At 54.9% G+C, this 16,261-nt stretch carries 20 protein-coding genes, 1 other RNA gene and 1 riboswitch; of the genes, 16 read left to right on the top strand and 5 right to left on the bottom strand.

The features are described from left to right. Positions 1 to 172 precede the first annotated feature (172 nt). The 3 genes from arcD (at position 173) to ffs (ending at position 2,703) form a co-directional block, all read left to right on the top strand. Positions 173 to 1,609: an arginine-ornithine antiporter gene (gene arcD, locus OKC27_RS11520; RefSeq protein WP_058051835.1), complete on the top strand. Its 1,437-nt coding sequence runs from the start codon at positions 173 to 175 to the stop codon at positions 1,607 to 1,609. 106 nt (positions 1,610 to 1,715) lie between these two features. Then, complete coding sequence (locus OKC27_RS11515) at positions 1,716 to 2,504, top strand: sulfite exporter TauE/SafE family protein (RefSeq protein ID WP_182939558.1); 789 nt, start codon at positions 1,716 to 1,718, stop codon at positions 2,502 to 2,504. A gap of 102 nt (positions 2,505 to 2,606) precedes the next feature. Further along, positions 2,607 to 2,703, top strand: an RNA gene (gene ffs, locus OKC27_RS11510) — signal recognition particle sRNA small type. Positions 2,704 to 3,018: 315 nt separating this feature from the next. On the opposite strand, the gene OKC27_RS11505 is transcribed toward ffs, so the two are convergent. Both OKC27_RS11505 and OKC27_RS11500 read right to left on the bottom strand, forming a co-directional pair. Continuing rightward, positions 3,019 to 3,588 (bottom strand): permease, encoded by a 570-nt coding sequence (locus OKC27_RS11505; protein WP_232093638.1) that lies wholly within the window; start codon positions 3,586 to 3,588, stop codon positions 3,019 to 3,021. Positions 3,589 to 3,631: 43 nt separating this feature from the next. Next, positions 3,632 to 4,087 carry a permease gene (locus OKC27_RS11500; protein WP_270692912.1) on the bottom strand — a complete coding sequence of 152 codons (456 nt, stop codon included), beginning with the start codon at positions 4,085 to 4,087 and terminating at the stop codon, positions 3,632 to 3,634. A gap of 106 nt (positions 4,088 to 4,193) precedes the next feature. On the opposite strand from OKC27_RS11500, the gene OKC27_RS11495 reads away from it, so the two are divergent. From OKC27_RS11495 to OKC27_RS11440, 12 genes are all read left to right on the top strand, one after another. Further along, positions 4,194 to 4,490 carry an ArsR/SmtB family transcription factor gene (locus OKC27_RS11495; RefSeq protein WP_042657746.1) on the top strand — a complete coding sequence of 99 codons (297 nt, stop codon included), beginning with the start codon at positions 4,194 to 4,196 and terminating at the stop codon, positions 4,488 to 4,490. Positions 4,491 to 4,575: 85 nt separating this feature from the next. Next, entirely contained in the window at positions 4,576 to 4,944 is a 369-nt protein-coding gene (locus OKC27_RS11490) for an ArsR/SmtB family transcription factor (protein ID WP_042062690.1), read from the top strand. Between the two features lie 3 nt (positions 4,945 to 4,947). Beyond that, positions 4,948 to 5,376, top strand: a complete 429-nt coding sequence (gene arsD / locus OKC27_RS11485) for an arsenite efflux transporter metallochaperone ArsD (protein ID WP_182939559.1) — start codon at positions 4,948 to 4,950, stop codon at positions 5,374 to 5,376. 68 nt (positions 5,377 to 5,444) lie between these two features. Beyond that, positions 5,445 to 7,232 (top strand): arsenical pump-driving ATPase, encoded by a 1,788-nt coding sequence (gene arsA, locus OKC27_RS11480; RefSeq protein ID WP_182939560.1) that lies wholly within the window; start codon positions 5,445 to 5,447, stop codon positions 7,230 to 7,232. 96 nt (positions 7,233 to 7,328) lie between these two features. Continuing rightward, entirely contained in the window at positions 7,329 to 8,399 is a 1,071-nt protein-coding gene (gene arsB, locus OKC27_RS11475; protein WP_182939561.1) for an ACR3 family arsenite efflux transporter, read from the top strand. A gap of 2 nt (positions 8,400 to 8,401) precedes the next feature. Next, positions 8,402 to 8,833: a glutaredoxin-dependent arsenate reductase gene (gene arsC, locus OKC27_RS11470; protein WP_182939562.1), complete on the top strand. Its 432-nt coding sequence runs from the start codon at positions 8,402 to 8,404 to the stop codon at positions 8,831 to 8,833. Then, positions 8,830 to 9,378 (top strand): sigma-70 family RNA polymerase sigma factor, encoded by a 549-nt coding sequence (locus OKC27_RS11465; RefSeq protein ID WP_232093640.1) that lies wholly within the window; start codon positions 8,830 to 8,832, stop codon positions 9,376 to 9,378. Before arsC ends, OKC27_RS11465 begins: the two co-directional genes overlap by 4 nt. Positions 9,379 to 9,612: 234 nt before the next feature. Continuing rightward, positions 9,613 to 11,049, top strand: coding sequence for a glutathione synthase (locus OKC27_RS11460; RefSeq protein WP_182939737.1), 1,437 nt, complete (start codon positions 9,613 to 9,615; stop codon positions 11,047 to 11,049). A 121-nt stretch (positions 11,050 to 11,170) separates the two neighbouring features. Further along, complete coding sequence (locus tag OKC27_RS11455; RefSeq protein ID WP_182939563.1) at positions 11,171 to 12,172, top strand: permease; 1,002 nt, start codon at positions 11,171 to 11,173, stop codon at positions 12,170 to 12,172. Positions 12,173 to 12,185: 13 nt separating this feature from the next. Beyond that, positions 12,186 to 12,416, top strand: a complete 231-nt coding sequence (locus OKC27_RS11450) for a thioredoxin family protein (protein ID WP_182939564.1) — start codon at positions 12,186 to 12,188, stop codon at positions 12,414 to 12,416. Between the two features lie 311 nt (positions 12,417 to 12,727). Further along, positions 12,728 to 13,420 carry an iron-sulfur cluster assembly scaffold protein gene (locus OKC27_RS11445; protein ID WP_182939565.1) on the top strand — a complete coding sequence of 231 codons (693 nt, stop codon included), beginning with the start codon at positions 12,728 to 12,730 and terminating at the stop codon, positions 13,418 to 13,420. 10 nt (positions 13,421 to 13,430) lie between these two features. Next, positions 13,431 to 14,432 (top strand): GGGtGRT protein, encoded by a 1,002-nt coding sequence (locus tag OKC27_RS11440; protein WP_058051859.1) that lies wholly within the window; start codon positions 13,431 to 13,433, stop codon positions 14,430 to 14,432. 85 nt (positions 14,433 to 14,517) lie between these two features. On the opposite strand, the gene OKC27_RS11435 is transcribed toward OKC27_RS11440, so the two are convergent. From OKC27_RS11435 to OKC27_RS11425, 3 genes are all read right to left on the bottom strand, one after another. Then, entirely contained in the window at positions 14,518 to 14,847 is a 330-nt protein-coding gene (locus tag OKC27_RS11435) for a DUF190 domain-containing protein (protein ID WP_182939566.1), read from the bottom strand. A gap of 11 nt (positions 14,848 to 14,858) precedes the next feature. Next, on the bottom strand, positions 14,859 to 15,242 hold the full coding sequence (gene crcB / locus OKC27_RS11430; RefSeq protein WP_182939567.1) for a fluoride efflux transporter CrcB: 384 nt from the start codon (positions 15,240 to 15,242) through the stop codon (positions 14,859 to 14,861). Positions 15,243 to 15,311: 69 nt separating this feature from the next. Then, positions 15,312 to 15,388: riboswitch (Fluoride riboswitch) on the bottom strand. A 54-nt stretch (positions 15,389 to 15,442) separates the two neighbouring features. After that, entirely contained in the window at positions 15,443 to 15,862 is a 420-nt protein-coding gene (locus OKC27_RS11425; RefSeq protein WP_182939568.1) for a universal stress protein, read from the bottom strand. Between the two features lie 140 nt (positions 15,863 to 16,002). On the opposite strand from OKC27_RS11425, the gene OKC27_RS22910 reads away from it, so the two are divergent. Next, the gene (locus OKC27_RS22910) at positions 16,003 to 16,206 is read left to right on the top strand and encodes a Wadjet anti-phage system protein JetD domain-containing protein (protein WP_418133796.1); all 204 of its coding nucleotides are present in this window, start codon (positions 16,003 to 16,005) and stop codon (positions 16,204 to 16,206) included. The last annotated feature ends 55 nt before the right edge of the window (positions 16,207 to 16,261 follow it).

Below are 16,261 nucleotides of genomic sequence, written 5' to 3'. Positions count from 1 at the left end.
AAATTGCGCGCGGTCAAGGCGGTGCATGATTGACGGGACGAGGGATTGCGGTCGGAATAGTCATGCAATATAGTTGCCGCCTTTTTCACGGGGTCAGGATTTCTAGCCCCTCCCATATTGCGCGCAGTATGAATACGGACGCTCTGCCGCCGCCTAAATAAACAGGATTGAGATGGACAAGAAACTAGGGCTGGGCGCCCTCATTTCGCTGGTGATCGGCTCTATGGTCGGCGCCGGGGTCTTCAGTCTGCCACAAAACATTGCAGCGCATGCCAGTGCCGGGGCGGTCGCCCTGGGTTGGGCCATCACCGGCCTTGGCATGATCTGTCTCGCACTGGTTTACCAGAACCTCTCCATGCGCCGCCCTGATCTCGATGGTGGTATCTTCAGCTATGCCAAAGCCGGTTTCGGCGATTTCATTGGTTTCAACGCCGCCTGGGGTTACTGGCTCTGCCAACTGCTGGCCAACGTCTCCTACGCCATCGTGGTGTTCAGCGCCCTGAGCTACTTCTTCGATACGCCGGACAATGTCATCTTCGGCGATGGCAATACCCCGGTCGCCATCACTCTCGCGTCTATTCTGATCTGGTCGGTGCATGCGCTGGTGCTGCGCGGGGTGCAGGTCGCTGCACTGGTGAACATCGTCACCACCATCGCCAAGATGGTGCCGCTTATCGTCTTCTGCGTCGCGATCCTGCTGGCCTTCAACATGGATACCTTCACCCTGGATATCTGGGGCCAGAACAACATGGAGCTGGGCTCCGTGATGGATCAGGTCAAGTCCACCATGAAGGTGACCCTCTGGGTCTTTATCGGGATTGAAGGGGCCGTGGTGGTCTCCGCCCGTGCTCGTCATCGCAAGGATGTGGGCCGCGCTACCGTGCTGGCGCTGCTCGGCGCCCTGACGCTCTATGTGATGGTGACCCTGTTCTCGCTGGGGGTCATGAGTCAGCCACAACTGGCGGCGCTCAAGAACCCCTCAACCGCCATGATCCTCGAAGCCGTGGTCGGCCCCTGGGGGGCCTGGCTTATCAACATCGGTCTGGTAGTGTCGGTGATGGGCGCCTTGCTGAGCTGGACCGTGCTGGCAGCGGAAGTGCCTTACATCGCAGGCAAGACCGGCGTGTTCCCGGGCTGGTTTGCCAAGGAGAACAAGAACGGCTCGCCACAGGTGTCGCTGTGGTGCTCCACCTGTCTGGTGCAGACTTTCCTCATCATCATCTACTTCCAGAACAGCACCTATCTGGCGCTGGTCAACATCGCCACCTCGGCGGCGCTGGTGCCTTACGTCTTCTCGGGCGCTTATGGCCTGAAGCTGGCACTGAAAGGGGAGACCTATGAGGGTCAACCCCATCAGCGCAAGCGTGATCTGCTATTGGCCCTGCTGGCAACCGTCTACGGCTGTTGGCTGGTCTATGCTGCCGGTGCCGAGTACCTGCTGCTGGTGGCGCTGCTCTATAGCCCGGGCATCTTCATCTACTGGAAGGCGCGTCAGCATCACGGTCTGCGCGGCCTTAACCGGCTGGAGCAGGGAATGACGGCGGCCCTGCTCGGCTGTGCCGTACTGGCCTTCTACAAGGTGATGGACGGTACCATTCCACTGCACTAACCGGCACAATGAAGAGATGGCCCTCGCGCCATCTCTTTTTTTTCATGCTGATATTGATCTGTTATCTGGCCAGTTTGGCCATTTTCCGTTTAAGACAGGAATTTTTATGCTGTATATGGGTTACCTCCTGCTGGGGGCATTCGCCGGGATGCTGGCGGGACTGTTCGGGATCGGCGGCGGTCTCATCATTGTGCCCGTGCTGGTCATGACCTTTCACGCCCAGGGCGTCGACCCGGACATCATCACCCATCTGGCCCTCGGCACCTCGCTGCCCACCATGATCTTCACCGGTTTCAGCTCGCTGCGAGCCCATCAGGAGGCGGGCGCCGTCGACTGGGTGATGATCCGCCGACTCGGCGCCGGCATGCTGATCGGCGGTTGGCTTGGCGGCATGACTGCCAATCTGCTCAGTACCAGCACCCTCAATATCATCATCGGCTGTTTCGCCTGGAGCATGGCGTTGCAGATGGGGCTCAACCTCAAACCCAAGGCGGAGCGTCATATGCCAGGGCCGCTCGGCACAGGCATCGCCGGTACCCTTATCGGCTGGATGTCCGCGTTGTTTGGCATTGGCGGTGGCTCGCTCACCGTCCCTTACCTGAGCTGGAACTCGGTACCGATGCGCAATGCGGTGGCGGCCTCTGCGGCCTGCAGCATGCCCATCGCGTTGGCGGGCAGCCTGAGCTACCTCTATGCGGGTTGGGATCATGCCGATCTGCCCGAGTGGAGTGTTGGCTACATCTATCTGCCCGCCCTGCTGGGCATTGTGCTGACCAGTACCCAGTTCGCCCGCATTGGCGCCAAGCTGGCACACCGCCTGTCACCAAAACGCCTCAAGCAGGCATTTGCCCTGCTGATGCTGCTGGTGGGGGCGAAATTTATGCTGTTTAGCTGATTCATTCGGCAGATTGTTGAAAAATAAGGCAAACGATCTGTTGGAGGGTAGAAAGCCGTTGCATTGAACGCCCAGTTTGCCTATTCTCCTCGCCGGTGGTCCTATTGGTCCTCTCGCATTGATAACCCGTCGACCTGGTCAGGACCGGAAGGTAGCAGCCAAGGCGGGGGACTCGAGTGCCGGGATGTGGCTGGTAGGGCCACCACTTGTTTCTGCAATTCAATAAGTTACAGCTAATACCCCCTTTCAGACCTCTTGGTAATCCACTTTGTGTGGATGGATCAGGAATCTTCATAGTAAATCTCTGGCTCTCTCCGCAAGGTATCTGGTACTACCGCAAGGTGACCGTGTTCCCCTGTGGCCGCCGCAAAGACATCAAGACATCTCTCCGTATTCGGAACAAACTCGTCGTATGTGAATAAATAAAGCTGGCTGCGGCCCCGTCGCCCATGATGGTCATGGTGCAACCAGTTACACACAAAAGGGCCTTCTGTTTCAGAAGGCCCTTTGTCATTTATGCAAACAGCAGTTGGGTCAGGTAGCCCATCATGACGGCCATCCCCAGTATGACGGTCAGGAACGCCGCTATCATCGGGGTTCTGAACATCGACTTGAGCAGGATCACCTCGGTCAGGCTGGCTCCTGCACTACCGATAATCAGTGCCATCACGGCCCCCATGCCCATCCCTTTGCCCAACAATACCGATGCCAGAGGGATAACGGCTTCTGCCCGGATATAGAGCGGAATACCCACGGTGGCGCTGAACGGGATCGCCAGCGGGTTGTCTGCCCCGGCGTGGGCCGCTATCCATTCGGCGGGGATAAAACCGTAGATAAATGACCCTATCAGCACCCCCAGCAACAAATAAGGCAGTACTTCTCTGAATTGTTGCCAGGCATCGATACGCGCTTTGGCGAAGGCCGTGGAAATGACAGGGGCCTGGGTCAGTGCCGCAGTGCCATCTGCGCAACAAGAGAGAGTGGGGGCGGTCTCATCGGGCTGCGCAGTACAGCAGGATGTCTGAGCCTTTAGCGGTTTGACGGACTTGATAGCATTGCTTGCACAGCAGGCGGTTGCACTCACACTGGCAGGTTCACTTGTTGGGGTGCCACAACCGGTGCCACAGCTACGCCTCTTTGGGGTCAATCACATGACGCTCAAACCCCAGCATGTCCAGCAGCATACTCGCCAGCACCGAAACGCCGGCTGCAATCACGGCATACAGTGCCGTCACTTTCCAGCCAAAGGTGGCCCACATCAGGCCGACGATGATCGGGTTGAGCAGCGGCGAGACAAACAGGAAGGTCAGGGTTGGCCCAAAACCGGCTTTGGCAGACAACAGTCCGCGCAGCATCGGAATGGTTGAGCAACTGCAAAAGGGCGTCAATGCCCCCAGTGCCGCAGAGATTAAGTAGCCCCTTCCTTTTCGTGCTCCCAGCATGGCCTGGATTTTAGTATCGGGGATCTTCTGGCGGATCAAGCTGACCCCTGCACTGATCACCAGAAACAGCACAGAGAGCTCGAAGGCCAGGAACAAAAACATCTGAGATGCATCTGTCAGCATGGTTAACCAGTCATTCATTTTCATACCCTCTTTGATTTACCATATTTCTAAAATAGTCGAATCATTGGGGTGGTCAAGATATTTCTGGTATTATCGAAATATGTTCCATCAAGGAGAGTGAGCTATGGAGTTGGAAGAAGTTGCCAAGGCACTGAAAGAGCTGGGTCATCCGACTCGGTTGTTCATTTTCAAACATTTGGTCAAGGCGGGGGAGCAGGGCCTGCCTGTCGGAGAGTTGCAAAAGCAGCTCGCCATTCCCGCATCGACCCTGAGCCACCACATTGCCGCGCTGGTCTCGGTTGGTCTGGTCAAGCAGAACCGGGAGAGCCGTACCCTGCTGTGCGTCTCTCAATACGAAGTGCTGGAAGAGATCATCGCGTTTTTCCGTGAAGAGTGTTGTGTAAACAGCAACTGTACCTAAATACACCAATAGCAAGGTTTGGGTGGGTTGATCATTTCAACTATTCTTGTATAGTTGTAATCACGAAGTGAATGAAGAGGTTCAAATGAATAAAGATACAGCCACTAAAGTCTTCGAGTCTCTCGCATCCGGTATCCGCCTCGATGTATGGCGTCTGCTGGTCAAGGCAGGGCTGGAGGGGATGGTCGCTGGCCAGCTTGCCAGTGAACTGGATATCGCCCCGAACACTCTTTCATTCCATCTGAAAGCCATGCTGCATGCAGGCCTTGTCTCGGTGGAGCAAGAGGGCCGTTTCTTGCGTTACCGCGCCAATATTCCCCTGATGCTCGACTTGATCGGTTACCTCACCGAGGAGTGCTGCGCCGGTCATCCGGAAGCCTGCGGGGTGATGAGGGCTGAGTCTGGCTGCTCACCCCATGTATTGCCTGCGCAGCCATGCTGCAATAAGGAGTAGACCATGAGACTGATACAAGTTTTTGACCCGGCCCTGTGCTGCTCCAGCGGCGTATGTGGCACAGAAGTTGACCAAAACCTGGTGATCTTCGCTGGCGATGCCGAGTGGCTCAAGCAGCAGGGGGGATCTCTATATCGCTTCAATCTGGCTCAGCAACCTCTGGTATTCGCCGAGACCCCGGCAGTGGCTTCCTTCCTGGAACTGTCCGGTGAAGAAGGATTACCGGTGACCCTGGTTGATGGCCAGGTGGTACTCACCGGTCGCTATCCCAGCCGCGCTGAATTGATGCGTTATGCCGGACTTGAGTCACCGAAAGCGGCTGACGTCGATGGCGAAGACGTTGAACAGCCAGCAGCCGAGCCCAACAAAGCGGGCGCCATCAAAGGGATCGTCAAGAGTGGATGCTGCTCCGGCAGCAGTGGTTGCTGCTAAGCGTCATCGCCTGGTTGGCAAGATCTCTGTTTGCTTTATTGCCTCGTTCTTCCTGATAGGAGTCTCTCATGTCCCCGTTGCTGAACTACTCGTTTCTCAATGATGCGCCACCGTTTCTCTTTTTCACCGGTAAAGGTGGGGTGGGTAAAACCTCGCTGGCCTGTGCCAGTGCGGTTGCCTTGTGTGACAGTGGCAAACGGGTACTGCTGGTCAGCACGGATCCGGCATCAAACGTAGGTCAGGTGTTCGACACCCAGATAGGTAACAGCATTACCGCCATCGCGGCAGTCAGTGGGTTATCAGCACTGGAGATTGACCCGCAAGCCGCCGCACAAGCCTATCGCGAACGTATCGTTGGCCCGGTGCGCGGCAAGCTGCCCGAGAGCGTGGTGCGCAGCATTGAAGAGCAGCTCTCCGGTGCCTGCACCACAGAGATCGCCGCCTTTGATGAATTCACCGCGCTCTTGACCGACAGCAGCCTGGTGGGGGAATACGACTACATCGTGTTCGATACGGCACCGACCGGTCACACCATCCGTCTTTTGCAACTGCCGGGGGCATGGAGCGAGTTTCTGGAGCAAGGCAAGGGCGATGCTTCCTGTCTGGGGCCGTTGGCGGGACTGGAAAAACAGCATAGCCAATACGCAGAGGCCGTGGCTGCCCTGTCAGATGCGGGGAAAACCCGACTTATTCTGGTGGCCCGGGCGCAAGCCTCAACCTTGCGGGAAGTGGCGCGTACCCATGACGAACTGGCGGCCATCGGCCTTGCCAATCAGCAACTGGTCATCAATGGCATCTTCCCGCAAAGCGAGCTGGCGGATGACCCCCTGGCGACAGCCGTATGGCAACGTGAGCAGCAGGCGATGTCTGATATGCCAGCGCTGCTGGCCAGTTTGCCACAAGACAGAGTGCCGCTGTTGGCGACCAACCTGGTGGGGGTGGAGAGCCTGCGCCAGTTACTGGGTGCAGCACCGGTTACCGGGACTTGTGAGGTTGAGATCGCAACCACTGAACCACATCCTGGTTTGAAGCAACTTATCGATGAATTGGCCAGCGATGGCCACGGGCTCATCATGCTGATGGGCAAGGGCGGTGTGGGTAAAACGACCCTGGCAGCAGCAGTCGCGGTGGAGCTCGCCAGTCGGGGGCTGCCGGTTCATCTGACCACCTCGGATCCCGCAGCCCATCTGGGAGAGACCCTGGCTGGCGCCTTGCCTAGCCTGGAGGTCAGCCGTATCGATCCCCACGCCGAGACCGAGCGTTACCGTGCTCAGGTGCTGGCCACCAAGGGGGCGAGTCTGGATGCCCAGGGTCGCGCTCTGCTGGAAGAAGATTTGCGTTCCCCCTGTACCGAAGAGATTGCCGTGTTTCAGGCCTTCTCGCGGATCATTCGTGAGGCGGGCAAGCGCTTCGTGGTGATGGATACCGCACCCACCGGTCACACTCTCTTGCTGCTCGATGCGACCGGTGCCTATCACCGGGAGATCGCCCGTCAGATGGGGGGCAAGGGGATGCACTTCACGACCCCCATGATGCAGCTGCAAGACCCGAAACAGACCAAGGTGATGATCGTCACCCTGCCCGAACCCACTCCGGTACAGGAGGTGGCCAACTTGCAAGCTGACCTGCGCCGCGCCGGTATCGAGCCATGGGCCTGGGTGGTCAATCACATGCTGGCCCCAGCCAGTGTCACCTCACCACTGCTGGCCCAGCGAGCGTATCGCCAGCAGCCCCATATCGACGCGGTCAAGGGGGAGCATGCCAAGCGTTATGCCGTGGTGCCCTTGCAAGCTGTCGAACCGGTGGGCGTGAAAGCGCTGCAAGCGTTGTGTCACCCTGTCCACAGGGCGGGGTGACATGCAACCGCGCGAGTTTACTGCCAAGGCGCAACCAACAGGGGCATTTGCCCGGGTTGAGTCCTTTGTTTCATCCAACTCTCATGGAGTCTCTTGATGAGTACCAACGCCTGCTGCGATCTGCCCGTCAGCAAAAAAATGAGTTTTCTCGACCGCAATCTGACCCTCTGGATCTTTGTCGCCATGGCCATAGGGGTCGGGATTGGTTATCTGTTCCCTCAGGTGGCCCAGTGGAACGAGGCGATGTCGGTCGGTACCACCAATGTGCCGCTCGCCATCGGCCTCATCCTGATGATGTATCCGCCGCTGGCCAAGGTGAACTACGGCATCATGGGCGCCATGACCCGCGACCGTCAGGCCATCACCCTCTCACTGGTGATGAACTGGTTGGTCGGCCCCATCCTGATGTTTGTCATCGCCCTGACATTCCTGCATGACTACCCGGACTACATGGTGGGCCTGATCCTGATCGGTCTGGCACGCTGCATCGCCATGGTGCTGGTGTGGAACGATCTCGGCGGTGGCAGCAAGGAGTACGGTGCGGGCCTGGTGGCGCTCAACAGCGGTTTTCAGATCCTGACTTACAGCTTCATGGCCTGGTTGTTTATTACCGTACTGCCGCCGCTGTTTGGTTTGCAGGGCTTCGCAGTGGATATCACCATGCTGGATATCGCCGAAAGCGTGCTGATCTATCTTGGCATTCCCTTCCTGGCAGGCTTCCTGAGCCGTCACTATCTGGTCAAGGCGAAAGGGGAGAAGTGGTACACCGAGCGTTTTATTCCGGCTATTTCTCCCATCACGCTGATCGCCTTGCTGGCCACTATCGTGCTGATGTTCAGCCTCAAGGGCGAGATGATCGTCGAGTTGCCGATGGATGTACTGCGGGTTGCTGTGCCTCTGGTTGTCTATTTCGTGCTGATGTTTTTCACCAGCTTCCTGGTTGGCAAGAAGCTGGGTATTCCCTACGACAAGAACGCTTCCATCGCCTTTACTGCCACCGGTAACAACTTCGAGCTGGCCATTGCGGTCTCCATCGCCGTGTTCGGGTTGAACTCGGATCAGGCGTTCGCCGGTGTGATCGGCCCGCTGGTGGAGGTGCCGGTCTTGATCGCTCTGGTCAATGTGGCACTTAGAATGAAACGCAACTATCTCAACGCAGAGGCTTAATCATGAATAACACCCAGATCACCATTTACCACAACCCGGCCTGTGGCACCTCCCGCAATACGCTGGAGCTTATCCGTAACTCAGGCGTTGAGCCGACCGTTATCCACTATCTGGAGACACCGCCGAACCGTGAGACCCTGGTTGCATTGATTGCCGCCATGGGCATGCCGGTGCGCGACTTGCTGCGCAAGAACGTGCCGCCTTTTGAAGCGTTAGGGCTGGCCGACGAGCGATTCAGCGATGACGAGTTGATTGACGCCATGCTGGCGCATCCCATTCTGATCAACCGCCCCATCGTGGTGACGCCGCTTGGCACCAAGCTGTGCCGTCCATCAGAAGTGGTGCTCGATATCCTGCCGAACCCTCAGCAAGGGGCCTTCACCAAGGAGGATGGAGAGCAGGTGGTAGATGCACAGGGAAAACGCATCAAGTGACCGAGCCAACCGGGGCACCACCTTGCCTGATGACGGCATGGCAGCAGCATGAACATGAGCTCTATGGGTGGCTACTCAAGCAATCTGGCAGCCCGATGGATGCCGATGACCTGTTGCAAGAGACCTTCATGCGGGCAATCCGCCAGCAGGGCAAGTTCTGCGCCATCGAGAATGCCAGGGCTTGGCTGTTTGACGTCGCCAGACATCTGGTGATTGATAAAAGCCGCAGGCAACGCCCGTTGCTGCCACTCTCTGACGAGTTGGCCATGCAGCAGGGGGAGCTTGATGCGGTCGACTCTTTGGCGGGCTGTTTACCCAGAGTGCTGGAGAAGCTTGCTCAGGCTGATCGGGATATTCTCAGACACTGTGATTTGGATGGCATGAAGCAGGCGGATTATGCCGCCCGATACGGTTTGACCCTTGCCGCCGTCAAGTCTCGTCTGTTGCGAGCCAGGGAGCGCTTGCGTCAGCAGCTCTCTCTTGACTGTCAGGTCAGGTTGGATAGCTCGGGGCGGGTCTGCTGCTTCACCCCGGCGGTGAAGTAAGCCATGAACGCTATTCAGCAAAAAGGCCAAGGTGTTCTCCTTGGCCTTTTCTTTATTTTTTCTTGGCTTCGGCCAGGTATTCATCCAGGGTTTCCTGGTTGGCTGCCTGGACCGTCATGCCATTGGGGCCTGCCCGATATGGCTGAACTGGTTTGCCATGTTGGCGTCTCTGGGGGAGATGAGTACCGGGCAACCCGATGTTGCGGTTCGTGAGTCAATATTCAGGAGTGAATGATGAGTTCTCTTGGCATTCAGAAAATCAGGGATGATGCAGTCGAGTGGGCATTAACCCATGGTGTCGCTTTTAAAGAGTCGCTCTATTCTGCCGTGCATACCCCGTTTACCCTGACACCTACCCCGATCAGCAGAGCGGGCTACCAGCATTTGAAAAGTGCGGCTCAGACCTTGAGCAAACTGATCTATGCCGTCTCTGAGGATCATGGTTTTTTATACGATGCCATTCACCCCATCACGGCAGGCGACCCCTTCTTCTCAGCGCTGCTTGGCATGCATCAACAGATCCACTCATCAGCCACCAAGGCACCCCGGCTGTCACTGCTTATCATGCGCAGCGACTTTATGGACGACCAGCGCGATGGCCACAAGCTGGTCGAGTTCAATGGTATCGCCGCGGGCATGGGGCCATTTGGTCAGCGAATACATGAACTGCACCACTATCTGCAACGGCAATGGCCTGCTGAATATGGGCAGTTGTCACCCGAGGCGATGGGTGAACTTGTCGGCAATGAGGCCATTGAAGGGTTGTCAGCTGGTATTGCCGAGGCCACTTTCAAGATTAAGCGCGAGTTTGGCGACCCTGGCCCGGCAAGGTTTTTGATGATAGTGCAGGAGCATGAAAACAATGTGTTTGATCAACACCTGCTTGAGCTGGCACTCCAGCGCAAAGGGATTGAGACCCAGCGCAGAACCTTTCGTGAACTTCATAATCGACTGAGCACGGGCGCCAACAACAGGTTGATCCTCGATGGTGTCGGCCCCCTCGATACCGTCTATCTGCGGGCCGGATACCAATATTCGTATTATGAGGCAGCCGATCTCAACGAGCAGAGATGCTGTCAGGCACTGATGGCGACCCGTGTGTTGATTGAGCGACACAGAGTCGCCGTCAATGCCACGGTCGCTCAGCAATTGGCGACCAGCAAGCGAGTACAAATGCTGCTGTCGCGTTTGGGAGAAGAGGGATTCGCTGCATTTGGCCTGACCTCGCAAGAGGCTGATACCGTAAGAGGCGTGTTGGGTGAGATGCATCCTGTGACCCCTGATAGCGCATGCTTTATCAAAGCGGCCCCCTCCGACAGCTGGGTACTTAAAAACCAAGGGGAAGGGGGTGGGCATTGTCTGTTTGGGGCGGACATCCCGACAAAATTGGCAATGCTTGACCCACTCCAATATCAGGCCTGGTCACTGATGCGCCGCTTACATCCTGTTCCCAGAGCCATGCCCGCCTGGATAGTACGCAGAGGAGAGCTGCATTGGGTGACGGATTTGATCAGTGAGCTGGGGATGTTCACCGTTCAGAGCGATGGCCATCCTGCCAGCGCGGCGCAAAGCTTTGCGGGATATCTCATTCGTAGCAAATTGGCCGGATCGACAGAAGGGGGCGTTCATAGCGGGCAAGGAGTCCTGGACTCGCTGGTATTCAGTGATTGATGGCGCGAATAGCTGGGTGAAAACCGAGAGAACGCGGCACTGGTAAAAAAAACGGAAAATATGCGCATCCTTTGCTGACATGCAACGTCTTCTGGATAACACCGATGTTGATGGAGCCATTATGTTTCAGATTTTCACCGATCTTGCCAGCTGGCTGGTCTATCAGCAGTTGGGCCTGAGCCCACAAACCAAGCTGGGGGATGCGCTGCATTTCTTCGTGGAGGATGTGAGCAAGATCTTTGCCCTGTTGCTGGTGATGATCTACATCGTGGCCATGCTGCGGGCCTCCCTGAATGTTGAACGGGTGAGGGACTATCTGGCGGGCAAGCATAGAGGGTTGGGCTATCTCCTGGGCTCCGGCTTTGGAGCCATCACCCCCTTCTGCTCCTGTTCGAGTATCCCGGTGTTCCTCGGCTTTACCTCAGCCGGTATTCCGCTCGGGATCACCATGGCCTTTCTCATTACCTCACCGCTTATCAACGAAGTGGCCGTCTTGTTGCTGGTCAGTCTGCTGGGCTGGAAGTTCACCCTGATTTACGTGGTGGTCGGCATGGCGGTTGGCATGCTGGGTGGGGCGTTTCTGGACAAGATCAAGGCCGAGCGCTGGCTGGCCGATTTTGCCGCCGAGGCCCTCAAGCAAGGGCAGCATCAGCAAGGTGATATCGTCCAGCCGCATGCCGATGCCCCGAGCCTCTCACTGGCCAAGCGCCATGCCTTTGCCAAAGAGGAAACCCTCACCATCTTCAAACGGGTGTGGCTCTGGGTCATTGTCGGTGTGGGACTCGGCGCCGCACTTCATGGCTTTGTGCCTGATGGCTGGATTGCCTCACACCTTGGTGCCGGTCAATGGTGGTCAGTTCCGGCTGCCGTGCTGATCGGCATTCCCCTCTATTCCAATGCGACCGGGGTGATCCCGGTCATGGAGAGCCTGATCGTCAATGGTTTGCCCATTGGTACGACACTGGCATTTTGCATGAGCACGGTGGCGGCCAGTTTTCCCGAGTTTATTTTGCTCAAACAAGTGATGAAGTGGCCATTGCTGGGGACCTTGCTGCTGGTGCTGCTGGTCTCCTTCACGCTGGTTGGGTGGGTATTTAACTTCGTATCGCCGTTAATTTCTTGATGAGGAGTGTGAGATGAAACAGGTAAAAGTGCTGGGCATGGGCTGCGCCAACTGCAAGAACACCGTTCAACTGATCCAGCAGGTGGTGGATGAGCTGGGGGTCGAGATCCAGCTTGAGAAAGTCGAGTCCTTGTCCGAGATCATGAAGTACAAGGTGATGTCTACGCCAGCTGTCGTCATCGATGACAAGGTGGTACATGCAGGTGGGATCCCGGCCAGAGACGCAGTGCAAAGCTGGTTTTAAATCGGTAAGGAACAGGTGTTCAGGGAGGCAGCATGGCCTCCCATTTTTATAAATAAATTGTTTTTAATCATGTAGTTATAAACACCATCTCGGTGTCTTTGGATGATGTCTCTTGGCTGCTCCTTGCTATGCGTTTTCACAAGCACGGGGGACGCTAGGGGCGGTGCGCTTTTCATTGATCCCCATCGAATGCAGGTACTCACACATACATTAAGGTTTTTGCGTATTTCTTTGATCATACCCACATCATCATCATTGGTATGGGCCTATGGTTTTTGGATAACTCACCGAGATGAAGGAGTATCCGTATCATGATGCAAACTCATGAAATTGAGCAGATGTGTGTCGTTGCCAAAGGTCCTAATCATGGGCCTGCCCCGATCCCTCAGGAGGGGCAGTGGATCAAGGTCAAAGAGGTGACCGATGTGTCCGGCCTCACTCATGGGGTGGGTTGGTGTGCCCCTCAGCAGGGGGCATGCAAGCTCACGTTAAATGTCAAAAACGGCATTATCGAAGAGGCGCTCATTGAAACAATTGGCTGCACCGGGATGACGCACTCCGCAGCGATGGCCGCCGAAATTCTTCCTGGCAAGACCATTCTGGAAGCCATGAACACAGACCTGGTTTGTGATGCCATCAACGTCTCGATGCGGGAGCTGTTTTTACAAATCATCTATGGCCGCAGCCAGACTGCATTCTCTGAAGGGGGGCTCCCTATTGGTGCGGGTCTGGAAGATCTCGGCAAAGGGCTGCGCAGTGTGACCAGTACCATGTATGGCACAAATCTGAAAGGCGCTCGCTATCTGGAGATGGCGGAGGGATATGTCACTGAATTGGCGCTTGATAACGACAATGAAATCATCGGGTACAAGTTTGTTCAGCTTGGCGTGATGATGGATCACATATCGAAAGGCATGGGGGCTGAGGATGCACTACGGAAGGCAACGGGCACTTATGGCCGGTTTGCCGAGGCAGTTAAAACTATCAACCCGCGCAAAGAATAAGGACAAGACCATGGCACTCTTTGAAGGATACGAGAGACGTATTGCACAGATCACCCCATTCCTTGCCAGTTATGATATCGCCTCGCTGGAGGCAGCCGAACAGATTTGTCTGAAGCAAGGCGTCGATGTCAGGGCAATCGTCAAATCCATCCAACCCATTTCGTTTGAAAATGCTGGCTGGGCCTATCTGATTGGCGCCGCCGCGGCACTGAAAAAAGGTCAGGTATCGGCAGCTGACATCGCACAGACCCTGGGCGAAGGTTTGCAGGCTTTCTGTATCCCGGGCTCTGTCGCCGACGATCGCCAGGTGGGGATTGGGCACGGCAACCTGGCGTCAATGCTGCTGCGTGAAGACACCGACTGTTTCGCCTTTTGTGCGGGCCATGAATCATTTGCCGCGGCAGAAGGGGCGATCGGTCTGGCTCGTTCAGCAAATAATGCCCGGACAAATCCGCTACGCGTCATTCTGAATGGCTTGGGAAAAGATGCGGCCCAGATTATTTCGCGGGTCAATGGTTTCACCTACGTTCAGACCGAGTTTGATTACTCCACCGGCAAGCTCAAGATTGTTCGTGAGAAGGCCTATTCGGCAGGGGAGAGAGCTGCGGTTCGCTGTTATGGCGCGGATGATGTGCGTGAAGGTGTGGCTATCATGCACCATGAGCAAGTCGATGTCGCCATCACGGGCAACTCCACCAACCCCACGCGCTTCCAACATCCGGTGATGGGTGTCTACAAAAAAGAGCGTCTGCTTGAGGGCAAGAAATTCTTCTCGGTGGCATCAGGTGGCGGCACCGGCCGGACACTTCACCCGGACAATATGGGGGCGGGGCCAGCTTCTTATGGCATGACCGACACGATGGGACGTATGCACTCGGACGCCCAGTTTGCCGGTTCATCCTCGGTTCCTGCCCATGTGGAGATGATGGGGTTGATCGGTATGGGAAATAATCCCATGGTGGGCGCCTCTGTCGCGGTTGCCGTTGCGCTGGAACAGGCAATGAAAGCATAAAACATGATGGTTGATTGATGCCGCCACTGATCAGATATTGATGAGTGGCGGCATATTAAACTTATGTAGAATAATTTGGTTGCATCTAATTATCAGAGTCTCGTTCGCCAGACATGCCAAATTCTATCGGTATTAATGTATAGAATACGCTGGTATTATTATTTTTAAGTGCATCAAACATAAGGTTAACTTCGCTCTCCGTTACTGCGAGTGTTACTTCCAATGGTTGGTCAGACAGTTCGAAAAAATGAGCAGAGTGTAACCGGCGATCATGTCCCAACCCTTCATTGGCCGCTAATAATGTCGCACCTTGGATACCGAGGTTTTTCGCTTGTTCAACCAACCATTGTGTTAATGGTTGACCCTGTATTGAACGATCTTGTCGAGTGTAAAATGTTAATTGATAACCTTTCATAAATCCTCCAGTCATAGACGCTGCAATATAGACATCGACCACATTCCTGCAATTGTCATCACCAGTGAACCGACTACATGAACACCAATGGCTGCGCCAGCCCAAACGAATCGTCCTGCTTGCAGTAATGAACTCACTTCGGCAGAAAATGTGGAGAAGGTGGTTAATCCACCGAGAAAGCCGGTGATCACCAGCAGGCGCCATTCAGGGGAGAGGGCCGGATTTGCCGAAAAGAACGCGATAGCGATTCCAATCAGATAGCCTCCCAGCAAGTTTGCGATGAGAGTGCCCGGGGGAATAGTGGGAAAGAGTGCATTGAGCGCTGTTCCCAATAACCACCTTGATATGGCGCCGAGTGAGGCACCACAACTGATGGCCAGAATCGAATTAAGCATATCATTTCGTCCTTTAGTGCTGAGACTCCAGGACAGTGGTGCATAAAGCTACGCAGTCCTGACCTGGACTGAAACGTAGGCATCATTAGCCACAGCGGCGGTTTGTTTGCTTATGCATATGGAGGAATGCCATCTCCAAGCACATTGTATCTCGCATTCAAAGAAAGTCCATCTTGCCTATCTGGCGATGAATATCGAATCTATATATATTTATCTAACGGATAGATAAGTACAGGGATACACAGTTTTTTTATAAGCAGGGGCGTTAGTGAATAGTCGAACAAGTGTTGATGGTGGCCAATAACCAATAAATTTATTTTGCGTTGTTCTAACAGAGTTTGAAGGTCATTGCTGATATTATCGGTCAATAGCGTTTCTATCTCGGGCATTATATCTGTGCTTAATCTCCATTCATTTATCTTTTGCCTTATCGCTCGTTCTCGGTCACTGATTGAACTGCGTATATCCACGTTAAGAACGCGAGCATTTTCTTTTTGATTGAAAATGACATGGACTAAAGTCAATTTCCCATTTAATGTTTTTGCCAACGCTGTTGCATACTGGAAGAGATCATGTTCTCCATCCACTCCTTGCAACATAAGCATGATGTTATCTCTCATAATACCCCCATCTGTTTGTTTTAAACTCAGAGTTTAGCTATAACAACAACCCCTGTAATAATCAAGTTAACATCAATCGCCATTCGTAAAATAATGTTATTTTTTAACAGGAATCAAGCTTAAATAGTTATTTCGGTTTGGTGGATTCGTATCGAAGAGTCTTGGCTATATGCCTATCGGTTTTGGTCTTGCATCAACAGGGTGATTTGGATACCCATGGATTTACCATCTTGTATCGAGCTCGTTCATATATTCCAGAGTGGCAGCCCGTGCAAATAGATGAAGACATCTTGCTTGGACATAAACCACCGCGGATGGGGGCTGAATCGCCCCCAGTTCCCTAGACACCTCACAGCCTTAAAATGAGGCAACTATTGGAGGTGTTATGACCCGTCAGCG

Origin of the sequence: Aeromonas sp. QDB62 (genome assembly GCF_027705695.1) — a bacterium.
Classification (GTDB): Bacteria; Pseudomonadota; Gammaproteobacteria; order Enterobacterales; family Aeromonadaceae; genus Aeromonas; species Aeromonas allosaccharophila.
The sequence above is the reverse complement of the archived record's forward strand: the minus strand, read 5'-3'. Positions and strand labels throughout refer to the sequence as shown.

Excerpts from the sequence above, each read along its gene's own strand:
- OKC27_RS11440 (WP_058051859.1), top strand. The coding sequence starts at position 13,431 with ATGGCACTCTTTGAAGGATACGAGAGACGTATTGCACAGATCACCCCA.
- arsD (WP_182939559.1), top strand. The coding sequence starts at position 4,948 with ATGAGACTGATACAAGTTTTTGACCCGGCCCTGTGCTGCTCCAGCGGC.
- arcD (WP_058051835.1), top strand. The coding sequence starts at position 173 with ATGGACAAGAAACTAGGGCTGGGCGCCCTCATTTCGCTGGTGATCGGC.
- OKC27_RS11435 (WP_182939566.1), bottom strand. The coding sequence starts at position 14,847 with ATGAAAGGTTATCAATTAACATTTTACACTCGACAAGATCGTTCAATA.
- arsA (WP_182939560.1), top strand. The coding sequence starts at position 5,445 with ATGTCCCCGTTGCTGAACTACTCGTTTCTCAATGATGCGCCACCGTTT.
- arsC (WP_182939562.1), top strand. The coding sequence starts at position 8,402 with ATGAATAACACCCAGATCACCATTTACCACAACCCGGCCTGTGGCACC.
- crcB (WP_182939567.1), bottom strand. The coding sequence starts at position 15,242 with ATGCTTAATTCGATTCTGGCCATCAGTTGTGGTGCCTCACTCGGCGCC.
- OKC27_RS11445 (WP_182939565.1), top strand. The coding sequence starts at position 12,728 with ATGATGCAAACTCATGAAATTGAGCAGATGTGTGTCGTTGCCAAAGGT.
- OKC27_RS11515 (WP_182939558.1), top strand. The coding sequence starts at position 1,716 with ATGCTGTATATGGGTTACCTCCTGCTGGGGGCATTCGCCGGGATGCTG.
- OKC27_RS11450 (WP_182939564.1), top strand. The coding sequence starts at position 12,186 with ATGAAACAGGTAAAAGTGCTGGGCATGGGCTGCGCCAACTGCAAGAAC.
- OKC27_RS11490 (WP_042062690.1), top strand. The coding sequence starts at position 4,576 with ATGAATAAAGATACAGCCACTAAAGTCTTCGAGTCTCTCGCATCCGGT.
- arsB (WP_182939561.1), top strand. The coding sequence starts at position 7,329 with ATGAGTACCAACGCCTGCTGCGATCTGCCCGTCAGCAAAAAAATGAGT.
- OKC27_RS11495 (WP_042657746.1), top strand. The coding sequence starts at position 4,194 with ATGGAGTTGGAAGAAGTTGCCAAGGCACTGAAAGAGCTGGGTCATCCG.
- OKC27_RS11500 (WP_270692912.1), bottom strand. The coding sequence starts at position 4,087 with ATGAATGACTGGTTAACCATGCTGACAGATGCATCTCAGATGTTTTTG.
- OKC27_RS11460 (WP_182939737.1), top strand. The coding sequence starts at position 9,613 with ATGAGTTCTCTTGGCATTCAGAAAATCAGGGATGATGCAGTCGAGTGG.
- OKC27_RS11425 (WP_182939568.1), bottom strand. The coding sequence starts at position 15,862 with ATGAGAGATAACATCATGCTTATGTTGCAAGGAGTGGATGGAGAACAT.
- OKC27_RS11455 (WP_182939563.1), top strand. The coding sequence starts at position 11,171 with ATGTTTCAGATTTTCACCGATCTTGCCAGCTGGCTGGTCTATCAGCAG.